Genomic DNA, 15,246 nt, shown 5'->3' with positions numbered 1-15,246 from the left:
GCTACCAGCGAGTGTGCCGCAAGCCCTCCAGCCCAGCGGCACGCCCCGAGACCGTCGAGAGACCGAATTAATGCCTCATATTTTGATCGTCGAAGACGAAACTATTATCCGCTCTGCCCTGCGCCGCCTACTCGAACGTAACCAATACGAAGTCAGCGAAGCAGGCTCCGTACAGGAAGCGCAAGAACGTTTCAGCATCCCCAGCTTCGACTTGATCGTCAGTGACCTGCGCCTGCCCGGCGCGCCCGGCACTGAGCTGATCAAACTTGGCGAGGGCACTCCGGTGCTGATCATGACCAGCTACGCCAGCCTGCGCTCGGCCGTTGACTCAATGAAGATGGGCGCGGTGGACTACATCGCCAAACCCTTCGACCACGACGAAATGCTCCAGGCTGTGGCGCGCATTCTGCGTGATCACCAACAGACCAAGAACGCACCGCCCGCAGCCGCCACCAGTGCTAGCGCCAAAGGCAGCGCCGACAAGGTGGTGGACAATAGCAACGGCGAGATCGGCATCATCGGCTCCTGCGCGGCCATGCAGGAGATGTACAGCAAGATTCGCAAGGTCGCCCCCACCGACTCCAACGTGCTGGTCCAGGGCGAATCCGGCACCGGCAAAGAACTGGTGGCCCGCGCCCTGCACAACCTTTCACGCCGCGCCAAAGCGCCACTGATTTCAGTGAACTGCGCAGCCATCCCGGAATCGCTGATCGAGTCCGAGCTGTTTGGCCACGAGAAAGGTGCCTTTACCGGAGCCAGCGCCAGCCGTGCTGGCTTAGTGGAAGCAGCCGATGGCGGCACCCTGTTCCTCGATGAAATCGGCGAACTGCCCCTGGAAGCACAGGCACGCCTACTGCGCGTGCTGCAGGAAGGTGAAATCCGCCGGGTCGGTTCGGTGCAGTCGCAGAAGGTTGATGTACGCCTGATCGCAGCCACTCACCGCGACCTGAAAACCCTGTCGAAGATCGGCCAGTTCCGCGAAGACCTTTATTACCGCCTACACGTCATTGCGCTCAAGCTGCCACCACTGCGTGAACGTGGGGCCGACGTGCTGGAAATCGCCCGCGTGTTCCTGATCCGCCAAAGCACACGCCAGGGCCGACCCGGCCTGAGCTTTGCAGCCGATGCCGAACAAGCCATCCGCCATTACCCGTGGCCGGGCAACGTGCGCGAGCTGGAGAACGCCATTGAGCGCGCGGTTATCCTTTGCGAAGGTAACAGCATCTCTGCTGAGCTTTTAGGCATTGATATCGAGCTGGATGATCTTGAAGACGACTTCACCGGCCTGCCGCCGCAGAGCGGCCTGGGGCATGAACCGAGCGAGCCGACCGAAGACCTGTCACTGGAAGACTACTTCCAGCACTTCGTGTTGGAGCATCAGGACCACATGACCGAGACCGAACTGGCACGCAAACTCGGCATAAGCCGTAAATGCCTATGGGAACGTCGCCAGCGCCTAGGCATTCCACGACGTAAATCTTCGGACGTAACCGCAGACTAGAGCAGCGAATCAGCGGTGACAGATGTGTGCGACAGAGGTTCCACAGTCTGTTACCTATTTAACACCCAGTAACAAAAGCCGGGTCTTATGGTAACGAGGACCCGGCTTTTTTATGCAAAGCGCCACGCACAAAAAAACTCAAGCCATTGTTTTTAAAGGGATTTAAAAAGTTGGCACGGGTTCTGCTTTATTGCTGGCACAACAACAATAACAAGCATGACCCCTAACAATAAAAATAAGACACATCGACTTCAGCACAATAAAAACAACAACGCGAAGGCGCAGCTAACTGATTCTTTTGGAAAGGAATTGCCTTTGGGGTTCGCCCCATAACCAGGCTGAGAATAATAAAACTGCCAAGAGGCAGCACCAGAACTGGTTGGATCACTTTGTGGTCACGGCAACGTCAGCATCCAAAGCAATCCGTTTGCTCTTAATTCCCAACCTGGGAAGATTTCCAAAAGTCTTTGACTGGATGGATCGGGTAAATCAACAAGAACAACAAGCCCGCCATAATAATAAAAATAGAGCACGTACCTATTTGGGGGGGAGCCTCGGCTCCCCCAGTAGCTTCAAATCCCCCGCCTGCCGCCTTATCCCGCCGTTTCCTGCATCAAACCCCGACTCAATGCTAGAATCCGCGCCATTCCTACGACCGGCATATACTCTGGTCTGTCATTTAGTCAAACAGTGCCTCCCATGCTGAAAAAGCTGTTCAAATCCTTTCGTAGCCCTATCCGTCGCGGCAACCACTCTCACAGCACGCCTGAAGTGCTGAGCAGAAGCCAGCACCCTATCGAGCGCGGTGAAATCAGCCGCTACGCCATCAGCGTGGTTGAGCGCCTGCAGCAAGCGGGCTATCAGGCTTACCTGGTCGGTGGTTGTGTACGCGACCTGCTGCTAGACATCGAGCCCAAAGATTTCGACGTAGCCACCAGCGCGACACCGGAGCAGGTGCGGGCTGAATTCCGTAATGCCCGAGTCATCGGTCGGCGCTTCAAGCTGGTTCACGTGCACTTTGGCCGCGAAATCATCGAGACGGCGACCTTCCGCGCCAATCACCCCGAAGGCGATGACGAAGAGAACAACAACCAATCTTCGCGCAACGAGAGTGGGCGCATCTTGCGCGATAACGTGTATGGCAGCCTGGAGGACGACGCCCAGCGCCGCGACTTCACCATCAATGCGCTGTATTACGACCCGGTTACAGAGCGCATCCTCGATTACGCCAATGGCGTGCACGACATCCGCAACAACCTGATTCGCCTGATTGGCGATCCAACCCAGCGCTATCAAGAAGATCCCGTGCGGATGCTGCGCGCGGTGCGTTTCGCCGCCAAGTTAGATTTCGACATCGAGAAACACAGCGCCGCGCCGATCTACAAACTGGCACCAATGCTCGGGGAAATTCCCGCCGCACGCCTATTCGATGAAGTGCTCAAACTGTTTCTCGCCGGCTACGCGGTCTACACCTACGAGCTGCTGGTCGATTACGGCCTGTTCGGCCAATTATTCCCAGCCAGCGCTGAAGCACTGAAGCTCAACCCGGACTACACCGATCAACTGATCCGCAACGCTCTGGACAGTACCGACCTGCGTATCCACCAGGGCAAAACAGTCACCCCCGCCTTCCTGCTCGCGGCCTTGCTCTGGCCTGCCCTGCCAGCCCGCGTAATCAGGCTGCAGGACCGTGGCATGCCACCAATCCCGGCCATGCAGGAAGCGGCTCACGAACTGATCAGTGAGCAGTGCCAGCGCATCGCCGTACCCAAGCGCTTCACCATGCCAATCCGCGAGATCTGGGATATGCAGGAGCGCCTGCCACGTCGCAGTGGCAAACGCGCTGACACTCTGCTGGAAAACCCACGCTTCCGCGCCGGTTACGACTTCCTGCTACTGCGTGAGAGTGCCGGCGAACAGACTGGCGGTCTGGGCGACTGGTGGACGCGTTACCAGGAGGTCAGCGACAGCGAGCGGCGTAACATGATCCGCGACCTCAGCAGCAAGGATGATGCGCCCGGCGCGCCACGCAAACGTAAGCGCAATAACAGTAAGCGCAAGCGCGGCCCTGCCAGTGACGCAGCCGGCCCTGCCACGAGTGAATGATGGAGCGCGTGTACATCGGCCTAGGCAGTAATCTGGCCACACCGCTTGAGCAACTGCGCAGCGCACTAACGGCCTTAGCCGCGCTGCCGCAGACTCGCTTAGCTGCATACTCCGCTTTTTATGCCAGCGACCCTCTTGGCCCAGCTGATCAGCCGCGCTACGTCAACGCGGTGGCCGCGCTGGACAGCCAACTCAGCCCGCTGGCGCTGCTTGATGCACTGCAAACAATCGAGCTCGAACAGGGCCGCACGCGCAAAGCCGAGCGCTGGGGTCCGCGCACCCTTGATCTAGACATTCTGCTGTTCGGCAGCCAGCAACTGAATGAGCCGCGCCTGATCGTGCCGCACTACCACATGCATGCCCGCGCCTTTGTGCTGTATCCACTGGCCGAAATAGCCCCAGAACTGCACCTGCCCGATGGCCGTACTCTGGCTGAGTTGCTCAGCGCCTGCCCCTTTGTGGGGCTGGAGCGCCTCACCTAGCAGTACACAGCGCACCGCCAGACTGATTGCCTAATGCAAGATGCCCGGCCAAGCAGCAATCTACCAACGCCTTTACACGGCCCAGCAAGGCCAAGCGTCGGTTATTGCCAGGTATCAGTGAGGATAAGTCCAGGCACCGCACCGAGCTGCGCCGCGGAGATTGGCGGTAACGCCAGTAACAAGACGGTAACACCTGCAATTGACTTCGAGCCCCCCCATCAGGACTATAGGCGTCCCGTTGCCCCGCACCGGTGCAATTTGCGGCCAATGCAGGCCAATTTGTAGCAGTAGAACTGCTGACTGAACGCCTGAGTGAGGACAGTTTTCATGCCTGATGTAACCCTGACCACCCTGCAAAGCCTCAAGCAGAGCGGCGAGAAGATCGCCATGCTGACCTGCTATGACGCCACGTTTGCCCATACAGCCTGCCAAGCGGGCGTTGATGTGCTGCTGGTAGGCGACTCCCTCGGCATGGTCTTGCAAGGCCATGACAGCACGCTGCCGGCTACCACTGCCGACATGGCGTACCACACGACCTGCGTTAAGCGCGGTAACCAGGGCGCACTGATCCTCGCTGATCTGCCGTTTATGGCCTACGCCACCACTGAGCAGGCACTGCATAACAGTGCCGCGTTAATGCAGGCCGGCGCTCATATGGTCAAGCTGGAAGGCGCAGCTTGGTTGGCCGAGCCTATTCGCCAGCTAGCCGAGCGCGGCGTTCCGGTATGTGCTCACCTAGGCCTGACGCCACAGGCAGTCAACATCCTCGGTGGTTATAAGGTCCAGGGCCGTCAGGAAGCTCAAGCCCGCCAGATGCGCGCCGACGCCATAGCCCTGGAACAGGCCGGGGCAGCCATGCTGCTGCTCGAATGCGTGCCCAGTGAACTGGCGGCAGAAATCAGCCAAGCGGTGAAGATCCCGGTGATTGGCATCGGTGCCGGCCCTGCTACCGACGGCCAGGTACTGGTACTGCACGACATGCTCGGTTTGTCCCTGAGCGGTCGCACACCGAAGTTCGTAAAGAACTTCATGGCGGGCCAGAGCAGCATCCAAGGCGCCATCAGCGCCTACGTCAAAGCGGTCAAAGATCAAAGCTTCCCAGCAGCCGAGCACGGATTTTCTGCATGAACACAGTTAAGAGCGTGCGCGAGTTACGCGCCGCGGTCGCCCAGGCGCGCGCCGAAGGCAAACAGATCGCCTTCGTGCCGACCATGGGCAATCTGCACGCTGGTCACGCCGCGCTGGTGGAAAAAGCCGCACAGCGGGCTGACTTCGTGGTCGCCAGTATCTTCGTCAACCCACTGCAGTTCGGCCCCAGCGAAGACCTCGACAAATACCCGCGCACGCTGCTCGCCGACCAGGAAAAACTGGTCCAGGCCGGCTGCCATCTGCTGTTCAACCCCGATGTAGGAGAAATGTACCCGCACGGTATGGACGGGCAAACCCGCGTCAGCGTGCCAGGCGTTTCCGAAGGTCTGTGTGGTGCCAGTCGCCCGGGGCATTTTGAGGGTGTCGCTACCGTGGTCAGCAAACTGTTCAACATGGTGCAGCCAGATCTGGCAATTTTCGGCCAAAAGGATTTCCAACAACTGGCCGTGATCCGCACCCTTGTGCGTGACCTGAACATGCCAATCCAAATCATCGGTGAGCCAACCGTACGCGCCGCTGATGGCCTGGCACTGTCGTCGCGCAATGGCTACCTAACGGCCGAGCAGCGCGAGGCCGCACCGGTTTTATACCGTTCACTGCAGGACATGGCTGCAGCGATTCAAGCCGGCGAGCGTGATTACGCAAAATTGATCACCGCCGCACAAGCGCTGCATAGTGCAGCCGGTTTTAGCCCGGACTATCTGGAAGTGCGTGAGTCGAACAGCTTGCGCCCGGCACATGCCGATGATCATCAGTTGGTCATTCTGCTCGCTGCCTTTATTGGCAGCACTCGCCTGATCGATAACCTGGCTTTTGAACTCAATACGCCAGCCTGACCTATCACCAGAGAGATCAACCAAATAGAAACATACCTGACAGCTTGCGGCGGCCTGTTAAGCAACTTGCCCGCCCCCCGCTTCTGACAGTTACACTCAAGGCCCGGATTACACCGGGTCTTTTTGTAAGACTTGCCGCACCCCCGAACAAGGAATACACCGCAATGGCCTACTACCAACAGCCGCATGATGTCACCAACCTGCCCGCCTGGCAGGCCCTGCGCGAACATCGCCAGCAGATGAATGACTTCAATATGCGTGAGGCCTTTGCCAGCGACCCGCAACGCTTCTCGCGTTTTTCCCTAAGCGGCTGTGGCTTACTGCTGGACTACTCGAAGAATCTGCTCAACGAAAAAACCTTGGCCTTGCTGGTGCAACTGGCCGAGCAAGTCCAATTGAAGGAGTCCATCCAGGCCCTTTTCAGTGGTGAACAGGTCAATGCCTCCGAAGGCCGCGCAGCACTGCATACCGCGCTACGCAGCCCGATTGGCCGCAGCGTAAAACTCAACGGCGTCGACCTGATTCCACAAGTGCATCAGGTGCTGCATCAGATGACCGAACTGGTCAGCCGCATCCACAGCGGCCTATGGCGCGGTTATAGCGACAAGCCGATTACTGAAGTGGTGAACATTGGTATTGGGGGGTCATTCCTCGGCCCGCAGTTGGTTTCCGAGGCGCTGCGGCCCTTTACCCAACGCGGTGTGCGCTGCCATTACCTGGCCAATATCGACGGCAGCGAATTCCGCGAATTGACCGCGCGGCTTAACCCGCAAACCACGCTGTTTATCGTTTCTTCGAAATCCTTCAGTACCCTGGAAACCCTGAAAAACGCCCTGGCAGCACGCGACTGGTACCTGGCCCTGGGCGGCCCGGAAGCCGAGTTGCATAAACACTTTATCGCGGTAACCAGCAACCAGAAGGCAGCGATCGACTTCGGCATCAAGGCCGAGAACATTTTCCCGATGTGGGACTGGGTTGGCGGTCGCTATTCGCTGTGGTCAGCCATCGGCCTGCCCATTGCCCTGGCTATCGGCATTTCCAACTTTAAGGAACTACTGGCCGGTGCCTATGCCATGGACCAGCATTTCACCCAAGCGCCACTGGCAGAGAACATGCCGGTACTGATGGCCCTACTGGGCATCTGGTACGGCAACTTCTGGGATGCCAAAAGTCAGGTAATCCTGCCCTATGACCATTACCTGCGTAACTTCACCAAACACCTACAGCAACTGGATATGGAATCCAATGGCAAGTCGGTACGCCAAGACGGCAGCGCGGTTAACTTCAGCACCGGGCCGGTGATATGGGGCGGCGTCGGCTGTAACGGCCAACATGCCTACCACCAATTACTGCATCAAGGCACCGAATTGATTCCCGCGGACTTCATCGTTCCGGTTAACAGCTTTAGCCCGCTGGCCGACCATCACCAATGGCTGTTTGCCAACTGCCTGTCACAGAGCCAGGCACTGATGCATGGCAAAACGCACGCAGAAGCCGAGAGCGAACTGCGCGCCAAGGGCCTGGATGAAGCCGAGGTACAACGCCTGGCACCGCACAAAGTGATCCCCGGTAACCGTCCGAGCAATATCCTGGCCCTCAACCGGGTGGACCCGTTCAACCTCGGCGCACTGGTGGCCCTGTATGAACACAAGGTGTTTGTGCAAAGCGCTATTTGGGGCATCAATGCCTTTGACCAGTGGGGCGTCGAGCTCGGCAAAGAGCTGGGCCAAGGCGTTTATCAGCGCCTGACCGGGCAAATCGACACACCCGCCAGTGACGCCTCGACCCAAGGCCTGATCCATCATTTCCGCGAGCGTCATCGCGGCTGATCCAACACATTCCTCATGACCCGGCATGGGCCAGCACTTGAACCAAGCAGCCGCTTGGTTCACCCTTATAAACATCGCGGACACACAACAATAAGGACCCGCCATGTTCGAAATCACCCGTCACCCGGTTGCCGATGCGGTGCGCCAACGCGCTCACCTGAACAACGACGACTACTTGCGCCTCTATAAACAATCGGTGGAACAACCCGAAACGTTCTGGGCCGATCAAGCCAAGCGCTTTCTCGACTGGTCAAAACCCTGGGACAGCGTGCAACAAGGCGACCTCCTCAGCGGCGAGGGTTCGTGGTTCAAAGGCGGACAGCTCAACGTCAGCTACAACTGCATTGACCGCCACTTAGAGCATCGTGGCGAGCAGATTGCACTGATCTGGGAGGGCGACAACCCCAGCGAATCAGCACACATCACCTACAAAAAACTGCACCACAACGTCAGCCGCCTGGCCAACGTACTGAAAAGCCGTGGGGTGAAAAAGGGTGACCGCGTGTGTATCTACATGCCGATGATCCCCGAGGCCACTTACGCCATGCTTGCCTGCACGCGCATCGGTGCAGTGCATTCGGTGGTGTTTGGCGGTTTCTCCCCAGACGCCCTGCGCGACCGCATTCTCGACGCCGACTGCCACACGGTCATCACCGCCGACGAAGGTGTGCGTGGCGGCAAGTACGTGGCACTTAAAAGCAACGTCGACAAAGCACTACAAAGCTGTCCGGCAGTATCCACGGTGGTGGTGGTTGAACGTACCCAGGGGGCAATCGACTGGGTTGAGGGCCGTGATATCTGGTACCACCAGGCCTTGAGCAAAGCGTCCGATGATTGTCCAGCAGAGCCGATGGACGCCGAAGACCCACTGTTTATCCTCTACACCTCAGGCTCCACCGGTAAACCTAAAGGCGTGCTGCACAGCACTGGCGGCTACCTGCTGATGGCGGCCATGACCCACAAATACGTGTTCGATTACCACGAAGGCGATATTTACTGGTGCACCGCCGATGTCGGCTGGGTCACCGGGCACAGTTACATCGTCTACGGCCCGCTGGCCAACGGCGCGACCAGCCTGATCTTCGAGGGCGTGCCTAACTACCCGGATGCCTCACGCTTCTGGCAAGTGATCGACAAACATCAGGTGAATATCTTCTACACCGCCCCCACCGCACTGCGCGCTCTGATGCGCGAAGGCGAAGGGCCGGTCAAGGCCACCTCACGCAGCAGCCTGCGTTTACTCGGCAGCGTCGGCGAGCCAATAAACCCGGAAGCCTGGGAGTGGTACTTCAACGTGGTGGGCGAATGCCGCTGCCCAATCGTCGACACCTGGTGGCAGACCGAAACCGGCGCCATTCTGATCACACCGCTACCTGGCGCAACGGATCTCAAACCCGGCTCTGCCACCCGTCCGTTCTTCGGTGTGCAACCAGTATTGCTGGACGAAAAAGGTAAGGAAATCGAAGGCCCTGGCAGCGGCGTACTGGCAATCAAGGACAGTTGGCCAAGCCAGATCCGCAGCGTCTACGGCGATCATCAACGAATGATCGACACCTACCTCAAGCCCTACCCCGGCTACTACTTCAGCGGCGACGGCGCGCGGCGCGACGAAGACGGCTATTACTGGATCACTGGCCGTGTGGACGATGTGATCAACGTATCCGGCCATCGTATCGGCACTGCCGAAGTGGAGAGCGCCCTGGTGCTGCACGATGCGGTCGCCGAAGCGGCAGTGGTAGGTTACCCGCATGACCTGAAAGGCCAAGGCATCTACGCCTTCATCACCCCAATGAACGGTGTGCAAGTCAGCGAGGACCTGAAGAAGGAATTGCTCGCCCTAGTCGGCAAGGAGATCGGCAGTTTTGCTAAACCCGAACTGATCCAATGGGCCCCCGGCTTACCGAAAACCCGTTCGGGCAAGATCATGCGGCGCATCCTGCGCAAGATTGCCTGCAACGAACTGGACACCATGGGTGACACCTCAACCCTGGCCGACCCTAGCGTAGTCGACAGCCTGATCGCTGAGCGACTCAACAGCTAAGTAGCCCAACACTCGTCAGCCCTGCTTCTGTGGTGGATGAACCTAATCTCATCCACCACAGGCGCATACAAGTACTGCATTGGCCCTTGTGGCTTACAGAGCGCCACTTTAGGCTGCGCCCATGGAATTCATCCGCCGTCGTATCGAAAGCCAAGTCCTCAGCCTGAGCGGTATCGCCCTCGGCCAGATCGACTTTGAAAATCCCAAAGGTGATCCCGGCCTGTTCGGTCCGCAGTCGGTGAGCTGGCAGGTACATGGCGACTTCACCAGCATGCTCATCGGCGGCATCAGCGCCTTGTTGCTGCAGGCCCTGCATCCGCTGGCACTGGCTGGCGTGTGGGATCACTCGAACTTCCGTGAAGACCTGCTCGGCCGCCTGCGCCGCACCGGGCAATTTATCTCCGGTACCACCTACGGCTCACGCGCCGACGCCGACTGGCTGATCGACAAGGTCAAAACCATTCACCTGAAAGTCACCGGCACCGCCCCGGATGGCCGTGCCTATGCGGCCAGTGACCCAGCGCTGCTGACCTGGGTGCATGTGGCCGAGGTGCACAGTTTTCTGCAAGCCCATTTGCGTTACCGCAACCCACAACTATGCGAGGCCGATCAAGACCGCTACTACGCTGAAATCGCCTTGATTGCCGAACGCTTAGGTGCCACTCAGGTGCCGCGCTCACGCTCTGAAGTGGCGGCATATCTCGCAGCGGTTCGTCCCGAGTTGTGTTGCGACGCGCGCTCACTGGAGATTCTGCGCATCCTACTCAACGCACCGGCGCCCAGCGCTCTCGCCGCGCCTGTGGCGAAACTGCTGATGCAGGCTGGCATCGACCTACTGCCTCATTGGGCGCAAGACATGCTCGGCCAACCAATCAGTGCGCCCCGCAGCCGGATGATCCACGCCGGCGTGCACAGCCTGGCCCCCGTGCTGCGCTGGGCCGTGCGCGGTGGCGCCGTGCACCGTGCCCGCAAGCGCCTGCAACTGCCGCCGCACGGCTGACCGCTCAGTTCTCACGCTGGCTGCGAGCAAAACTGCAGTGCCAGCATGGCGACCTTTCGCGGCCTGCCTGCGCGGACCAAGATCATCAGCTGCGACAAAACCTGTTCTTGGGATTAATGGGAGACTGCGTTTTTCTTGGTAAACTGCGCGCCCTCCTTTTTCGAGTCGCCGCGCATGTCCTCTCTCGAACAGGCGCTGCGCGCCGCACTGCATAACCGTGAAGAACTGCTGGCTGAGCTGCATCAGCAAGGCACCAACTGTTATCGCTTGTTCCATGGCAGCCAGGAAGGTGCCGGCGGCCTGACCATCGACCGCTATGGCCGGCAATTACTGGTGCAAAGCTTCCACCAAAGCCTCAGTCGCGACGCGTTGCTGCAACTGGCCGAGCAATGCCAGGTCAGCCTCGGCGAACAGCTACTACTGGTCTATAACGACCGCTCCCAAGGCAACTCGCGTATCGACCGTAATGATGCGGTCTACCAGGCCGAGCCCGCCGCGCTGGAAGATATGGTCGGCCACGAATGGGGCCTCAACTACCGTGTACGCGGCCGCCACGCGGGACAAGATCCACTGCTGTTTCTCGACCTGCGCAACGCTCGCGGCTGGGTCAAACAACACAGCGCCGGCAAGTCAGTGCTCAACCTGTTCGCCTATACCTGTGGCGTCGGCTTAAGTGCGGCAGCTGGCGGTGCTAGCGACGTGCTCAACCTGGACTTTGCCGAAGGCAACTTGGCAGTCGGCCGAGAGAACGGCGAACTCAACCCAGGGCTTGCGCCCATGCAATTTGTGCAGTCGGACTACTTTCCAGCAATCCGCCAACTAGCCGGTCTGCCGATCAACGCCCGACGCGGGCACAAGCTACCGAGCTACCCACGCCTAGCTCAGCGCCAGTTCGACCTGGTGCTGCTCGACCCACCCGCCTGGGCCAAGAGCGCCTTCGGCACCGTCGACCTGCTACGTGACTACCAGAGCCTGCTCAAGCCGGCGATTCTCGCTACTGCTGATGATGGTGTGCTGATTTGCTGCAACAACCTGGCAAAAGTTGCCATGGCCGACTGGCGGGAGCTGGTGTTGCGCTGCGCGGAAAAACTCGGACGTCCGGTACGCGATTGCCAGATGCTCCCGCCCGCCAGGGACTTCCCCTCGCAGGATGGCCAGCCGCCCCTGAAAACCCTGATCCTGCAGTTCTGATATACGCCAAGCGCGGAGAAATCCGCCCATAGCGGCTCTGCGGAACTGTGCACGCGTGCCATACTCCAAGGCACTTCTTCGTCGGGATAGATGACGTTTTTATGCTTAAAGGAATAAAGCGCGCTGCCAGCGCCATTGCCATCGCAGTTGCATTCTATAGCCTGCTGGGCTTTCTGATTTTGCCCGGTATCGGCCTGCGTATCGCCAATCAGCAATTGGCCCAGTACGCCACCGTGCCTGCATCCCTGCAGCGCCTGCAATTCAACCCATTCAGTTTGGAGTTAAGCCTCTGGGGTCTGCAGATTGGCGAAGCAGAGCAGCAACAAATCGCCTTCGAGCGGCTATATACCAACCTGCAAATCGACAGTTTGTGGACGGGTGCGCTGCATCTGGCCGACATCGAGCTGGACAAACCACGCAGCGAAATACTCTTTGGCAAAGACGGCCGCCTCAACCTAACACAACTGTTCAAGCTGCCCGAAAGTCCACAAGCAGCGGCCGAGGAGCCAGATAGCAAGCCGTTTCCGCTGCGTATTGCGCGGATCAAGCTGAGCGGCGGCAACGTGCACTTTGAGGACCTGCGCCCCAGCGAGCCAATTGAGTTCATCTACGACGACCTCAACGTCGAACTGCTCAACCTCAGCACCCTGCCAGATGACAATGCCGACTTAAGCCTCGTCGCTACCGGCCCCACCGGTGGCCGCATTGACTGGACCGGACGCATCAGCCTGACGCCAATCAGCTCCACTGGCAGCCTGAAAGTCACCGGCGGCCAGTTGAAATCCTTTTGGCCCTACGTGCGCGACGCCGTACCCCTGATCCTCGAAGACGGCACCATCAACCTCAGCAGCGACTACAGCCTGAACCTGGCCGAAAGCACCGAACTGCTGCTAAACAACACCCTACTCAGCCTTAGTAACTTTGCCATCAAGAGTCCGGCAGACAAACCGCTGCTGCGCCTAGCAAACCTGGATATCAGCGAAACCAGCGTGGACTTGGCCAAGCAGCAAGTCATCGTCGGCAAAATTCGCAGCCAAAAGCTGGAAACCTGGGCCGCACGCGAAGCCGATGGCCAACTCGACTGGCAAAAAATACTGGCCAGCCAACCGGCCAAACCGACTCCAGCTCCAACTCCAACTCCAACTCCAACTGAGAATGACGCAGGCTCCACCGCCGCAGAACCCGAGCAGCTAAAAGCCGCCGATGAGACGAGCACTGCGCAGCAATCCGCTGACTTGAAAGTGGCCAGCGCAGGCCAGCCAGAAGCGCCAAGCAAACCCTGGCAAGTGCTCCTGCGTGACGTGCAATTGCGTGATTACCAAGTTCACCTGGCCGACCGTGCAGGCGCTGAAGAAGTCAAAATCGATCTCGCACCGCTCAATCTCGACCTCAACGACTTCGACAGCCTGGGCACCACCCCCTTCGCCATCAAACTCGATACCGGGGTTAACAAGACCGGTCTGATTAAGGCCGCCGGCCAAGTGCAACTGAGCCCAACCACGGCCAAGCTGCAAGTGGCTACCCGTGATATCGACCTGCGCCTGGCGCAAACCTACCTGAGCCCCTTCGTACGCTTGGAGCTGCGCAGCGGTAAGCTGGGTAGCGACCTGGCAATTGGCCTGCAGAGCGTCGAGCCGCTGGCATTCAACATTACTGGGCAGGCCGAGATCGACCAGTTACATACCCTCGACACACTCAAGGACCGTGACTTTCTCAAGTGGCAACAAGTGCTGGTTGAAGGGCTGGATTACCAACACGGCAAAGGCCTGTCCATCGCCCAGGTCAAACTGCAGCAGCCCTATGTGCGCTTTATCATCAACGAAGACCTGACCACCAATATCAATGACCTGCTGGTGCCCCAGCCAGCCAGCGCCGAATCCAGCAAAGCGCCTGCGGCCAAACCGCTGCCGATCCACATCGGTGGCATCAGCATCAATGATGGCTCGGCCAACTTCGCCGACTTCAGCCTGCGCCCCAACTTCGCCACCGCCATTGGCCAGCTCAATGGCCAGATTGGCACCCTGGACAACCAAAGCGCAAAAGCCGCGAGCGTCAATATCAAAGGCAAGGTCGACAAATACGCCCCGGTGAGCATCAAGGGCCAGCTCACACCCTTCGACCCATTGAACAGCCTGGATATTGCCACCAGCTTCAAGAACGTCGAGCTGACCACCCTGACCCCCTACTCCGGCAAGTTCGCCGGCTTCCGCATCCGCAAGGGCCGCCTCAACCTCGATCTGCATTACCAAATCGAGAAAGGCCAGCTCAACGCCGAAAACAAACTGATCCTGGAAAATTTGCAACTGGGCGAAAAAGTCGACAGCAAGGACGCCATGGATCTGCCGATCCGCCTGGCGGTGGCCTTGCTCAAGGACACCAAAGGCAATATCGAAATTCAGCTCCCCGTACAGGGCAACCTCAACAGCCCGCAATTCAGCGTGATGCCGATTGTCTGGCAAACCCTGCGCAATCTGGTGCTGCGCGCGGCCCAAGCGCCCTTCAAATTTATTGGCGGGCTGGTCAGTGGCGGCAGCGATGTCGACCTCAGCACCGTGCGTTTCAATGCCGGCGATAGCCAACTCGATGGTGCGGCACAAGACGCCTTGGATACCCTGGCCAGCGCCTTGAAAGAGCGCCCAACCCTACGCCTGGAGATCGAAGGCATGAGCGCCCAGAGCAGCGATGGCCCACCACTTGCGGCCGCACGCCTGGAGCGTGAATACCAGAACACCTGGTACAAAATGCTCCAGCGGCGTGGCGACAAAGTGCCGGCCGATCCCAGCGAACTGCTGGTCGGTGAGGACGACAAGGCTGTGCTACTTGAGGGCATCTACCGAGCACGCCTCAAGCAGCAACCACCTGCAGAGTGGGCCAATCTAGCCGACGAAGAGCGCAGCGCAAAAATGCGTGAGAGCGTGCTGCAATCATGGGTACAAAGCGGCCTACTGCAACGCCAACTGGCCCAAGCAAGGGCCGCAGAGATCAAAAGTTATTTGGTTGAGCGCGGCGGTCTAGCGGATGAGCGTATCTACCTGCTGGACGTCAACACGGCTCAAGCCGACGCTGATGGCCGTGTTGCCAGCTCATTGCACCTCGGTAGCGAGTAAGGCT

At 59.0% G+C, this 15,246-nt stretch carries 10 protein-coding genes; all 10 read left to right on the top strand.

Features of this window, described 5'->3' with window-relative positions; translation table 11 throughout:
• The first annotated feature begins 70 nt into the window (after positions 1-70).
• Positions 71-1,501, top strand: a complete 1,431-nt coding sequence (locus VCA57_RS15970; protein WP_411186067.1) for a sigma-54-dependent transcriptional regulator — start codon at positions 71-73, stop codon at positions 1,499-1,501.
• A gap of 699 nt (positions 1,502-2,200) precedes the next feature.
• On the top strand, positions 2,201-3,607 hold the full coding sequence (locus VCA57_RS15965; RefSeq protein ID WP_411186066.1) for a polynucleotide adenylyltransferase PcnB: 1,407 nt from the start codon (positions 2,201-2,203) through the stop codon (positions 3,605-3,607).
• A complete protein-coding gene (gene folK, locus VCA57_RS15960) occupies positions 3,604-4,089 on the top strand; it encodes a 2-amino-4-hydroxy-6-hydroxymethyldihydropteridine diphosphokinase (protein WP_411186065.1) in 486 nt (161 codons plus the stop codon). Before VCA57_RS15965 ends, folK begins: the two co-directional genes overlap by 4 nt.
• Before the next feature lie 327 nt (positions 4,090-4,416).
• A complete protein-coding gene (panB, locus tag VCA57_RS15955) occupies positions 4,417-5,217 on the top strand; it encodes a 3-methyl-2-oxobutanoate hydroxymethyltransferase (protein ID WP_411186064.1) in 801 nt (266 codons plus the stop codon).
• Positions 5,214-6,074 (top strand): pantoate--beta-alanine ligase, encoded by an 861-nt coding sequence (gene panC / locus VCA57_RS15950; protein WP_411186063.1) that lies wholly within the window; start codon positions 5,214-5,216, stop codon positions 6,072-6,074. Before panB ends, panC begins: the two co-directional genes overlap by 4 nt.
• 164 nt (positions 6,075-6,238) lie before the next feature.
• Entirely contained in the window at positions 6,239-7,903 is a 1,665-nt protein-coding gene (gene pgi, locus VCA57_RS15945; RefSeq protein ID WP_411186062.1) for a glucose-6-phosphate isomerase, read from the top strand.
• 103 nt (positions 7,904-8,006) lie between these two features.
• On the top strand, positions 8,007-9,944 hold the full coding sequence (gene acs, locus VCA57_RS15940; RefSeq protein WP_411186061.1) for an acetate--CoA ligase: 1,938 nt from the start codon (positions 8,007-8,009) through the stop codon (positions 9,942-9,944).
• Positions 9,945-10,065: 121 nt separating this feature from the next.
• Positions 10,066-10,944 (top strand): oxygenase MpaB family protein, encoded by an 879-nt coding sequence (locus VCA57_RS15935; protein WP_411186060.1) that lies wholly within the window; start codon positions 10,066-10,068, stop codon positions 10,942-10,944.
• 174 nt (positions 10,945-11,118) lie between these two features.
• Entirely contained in the window at positions 11,119-12,135 is a 1,017-nt protein-coding gene (locus tag VCA57_RS15930) for a class I SAM-dependent rRNA methyltransferase (protein ID WP_411186059.1), read from the top strand.
• 101 nt (positions 12,136-12,236) lie between these two features.
• On the top strand, positions 12,237-15,242 hold the full coding sequence (locus tag VCA57_RS15925; protein WP_411186058.1) for a DUF748 domain-containing protein: 3,006 nt from the start codon (positions 12,237-12,239) through the stop codon (positions 15,240-15,242).
• Positions 15,243-15,246: the final 4 nt, after the last annotated feature.

This window comes from Pseudomonas sp. (genome assembly GCF_046581935.1).
Lineage (GTDB): Bacteria > Pseudomonadota > Gammaproteobacteria > Pseudomonadales > Pseudomonadaceae > Aquipseudomonas.
This window is presented reverse-complemented; position numbering and strand designations above follow the sequence as displayed.

What these genes read in the sequence shown, in the direction of transcription:
- VCA57_RS15925 (WP_411186058.1), top strand. Translation starts at nt 12,237, where the DNA reads ATGCTTAAAGGAATAAAGCGCGCTGCCAGCGCCATTGCCATCGCAGTT.
- VCA57_RS15935 (WP_411186060.1), top strand. Translation starts at nt 10,066, where the DNA reads ATGGAATTCATCCGCCGTCGTATCGAAAGCCAAGTCCTCAGCCTGAGC.
- panB (WP_411186064.1), top strand. Translation starts at nt 4,417, where the DNA reads ATGCCTGATGTAACCCTGACCACCCTGCAAAGCCTCAAGCAGAGCGGC.
- panC (WP_411186063.1), top strand. Translation starts at nt 5,214, where the DNA reads ATGAACACAGTTAAGAGCGTGCGCGAGTTACGCGCCGCGGTCGCCCAG.
- VCA57_RS15970 (WP_411186067.1), top strand. Translation starts at nt 71, where the DNA reads ATGCCTCATATTTTGATCGTCGAAGACGAAACTATTATCCGCTCTGCC.
- acs (WP_411186061.1), top strand. Translation starts at nt 8,007, where the DNA reads ATGTTCGAAATCACCCGTCACCCGGTTGCCGATGCGGTGCGCCAACGC.
- folK (WP_411186065.1), top strand. Translation starts at nt 3,604, where the DNA reads ATGATGGAGCGCGTGTACATCGGCCTAGGCAGTAATCTGGCCACACCG.
- VCA57_RS15930 (WP_411186059.1), top strand. Translation starts at nt 11,119, where the DNA reads ATGTCCTCTCTCGAACAGGCGCTGCGCGCCGCACTGCATAACCGTGAA.
- pgi (WP_411186062.1), top strand. Translation starts at nt 6,239, where the DNA reads ATGGCCTACTACCAACAGCCGCATGATGTCACCAACCTGCCCGCCTGG.
- VCA57_RS15965 (WP_411186066.1), top strand. Translation starts at nt 2,201, where the DNA reads ATGCTGAAAAAGCTGTTCAAATCCTTTCGTAGCCCTATCCGTCGCGGC.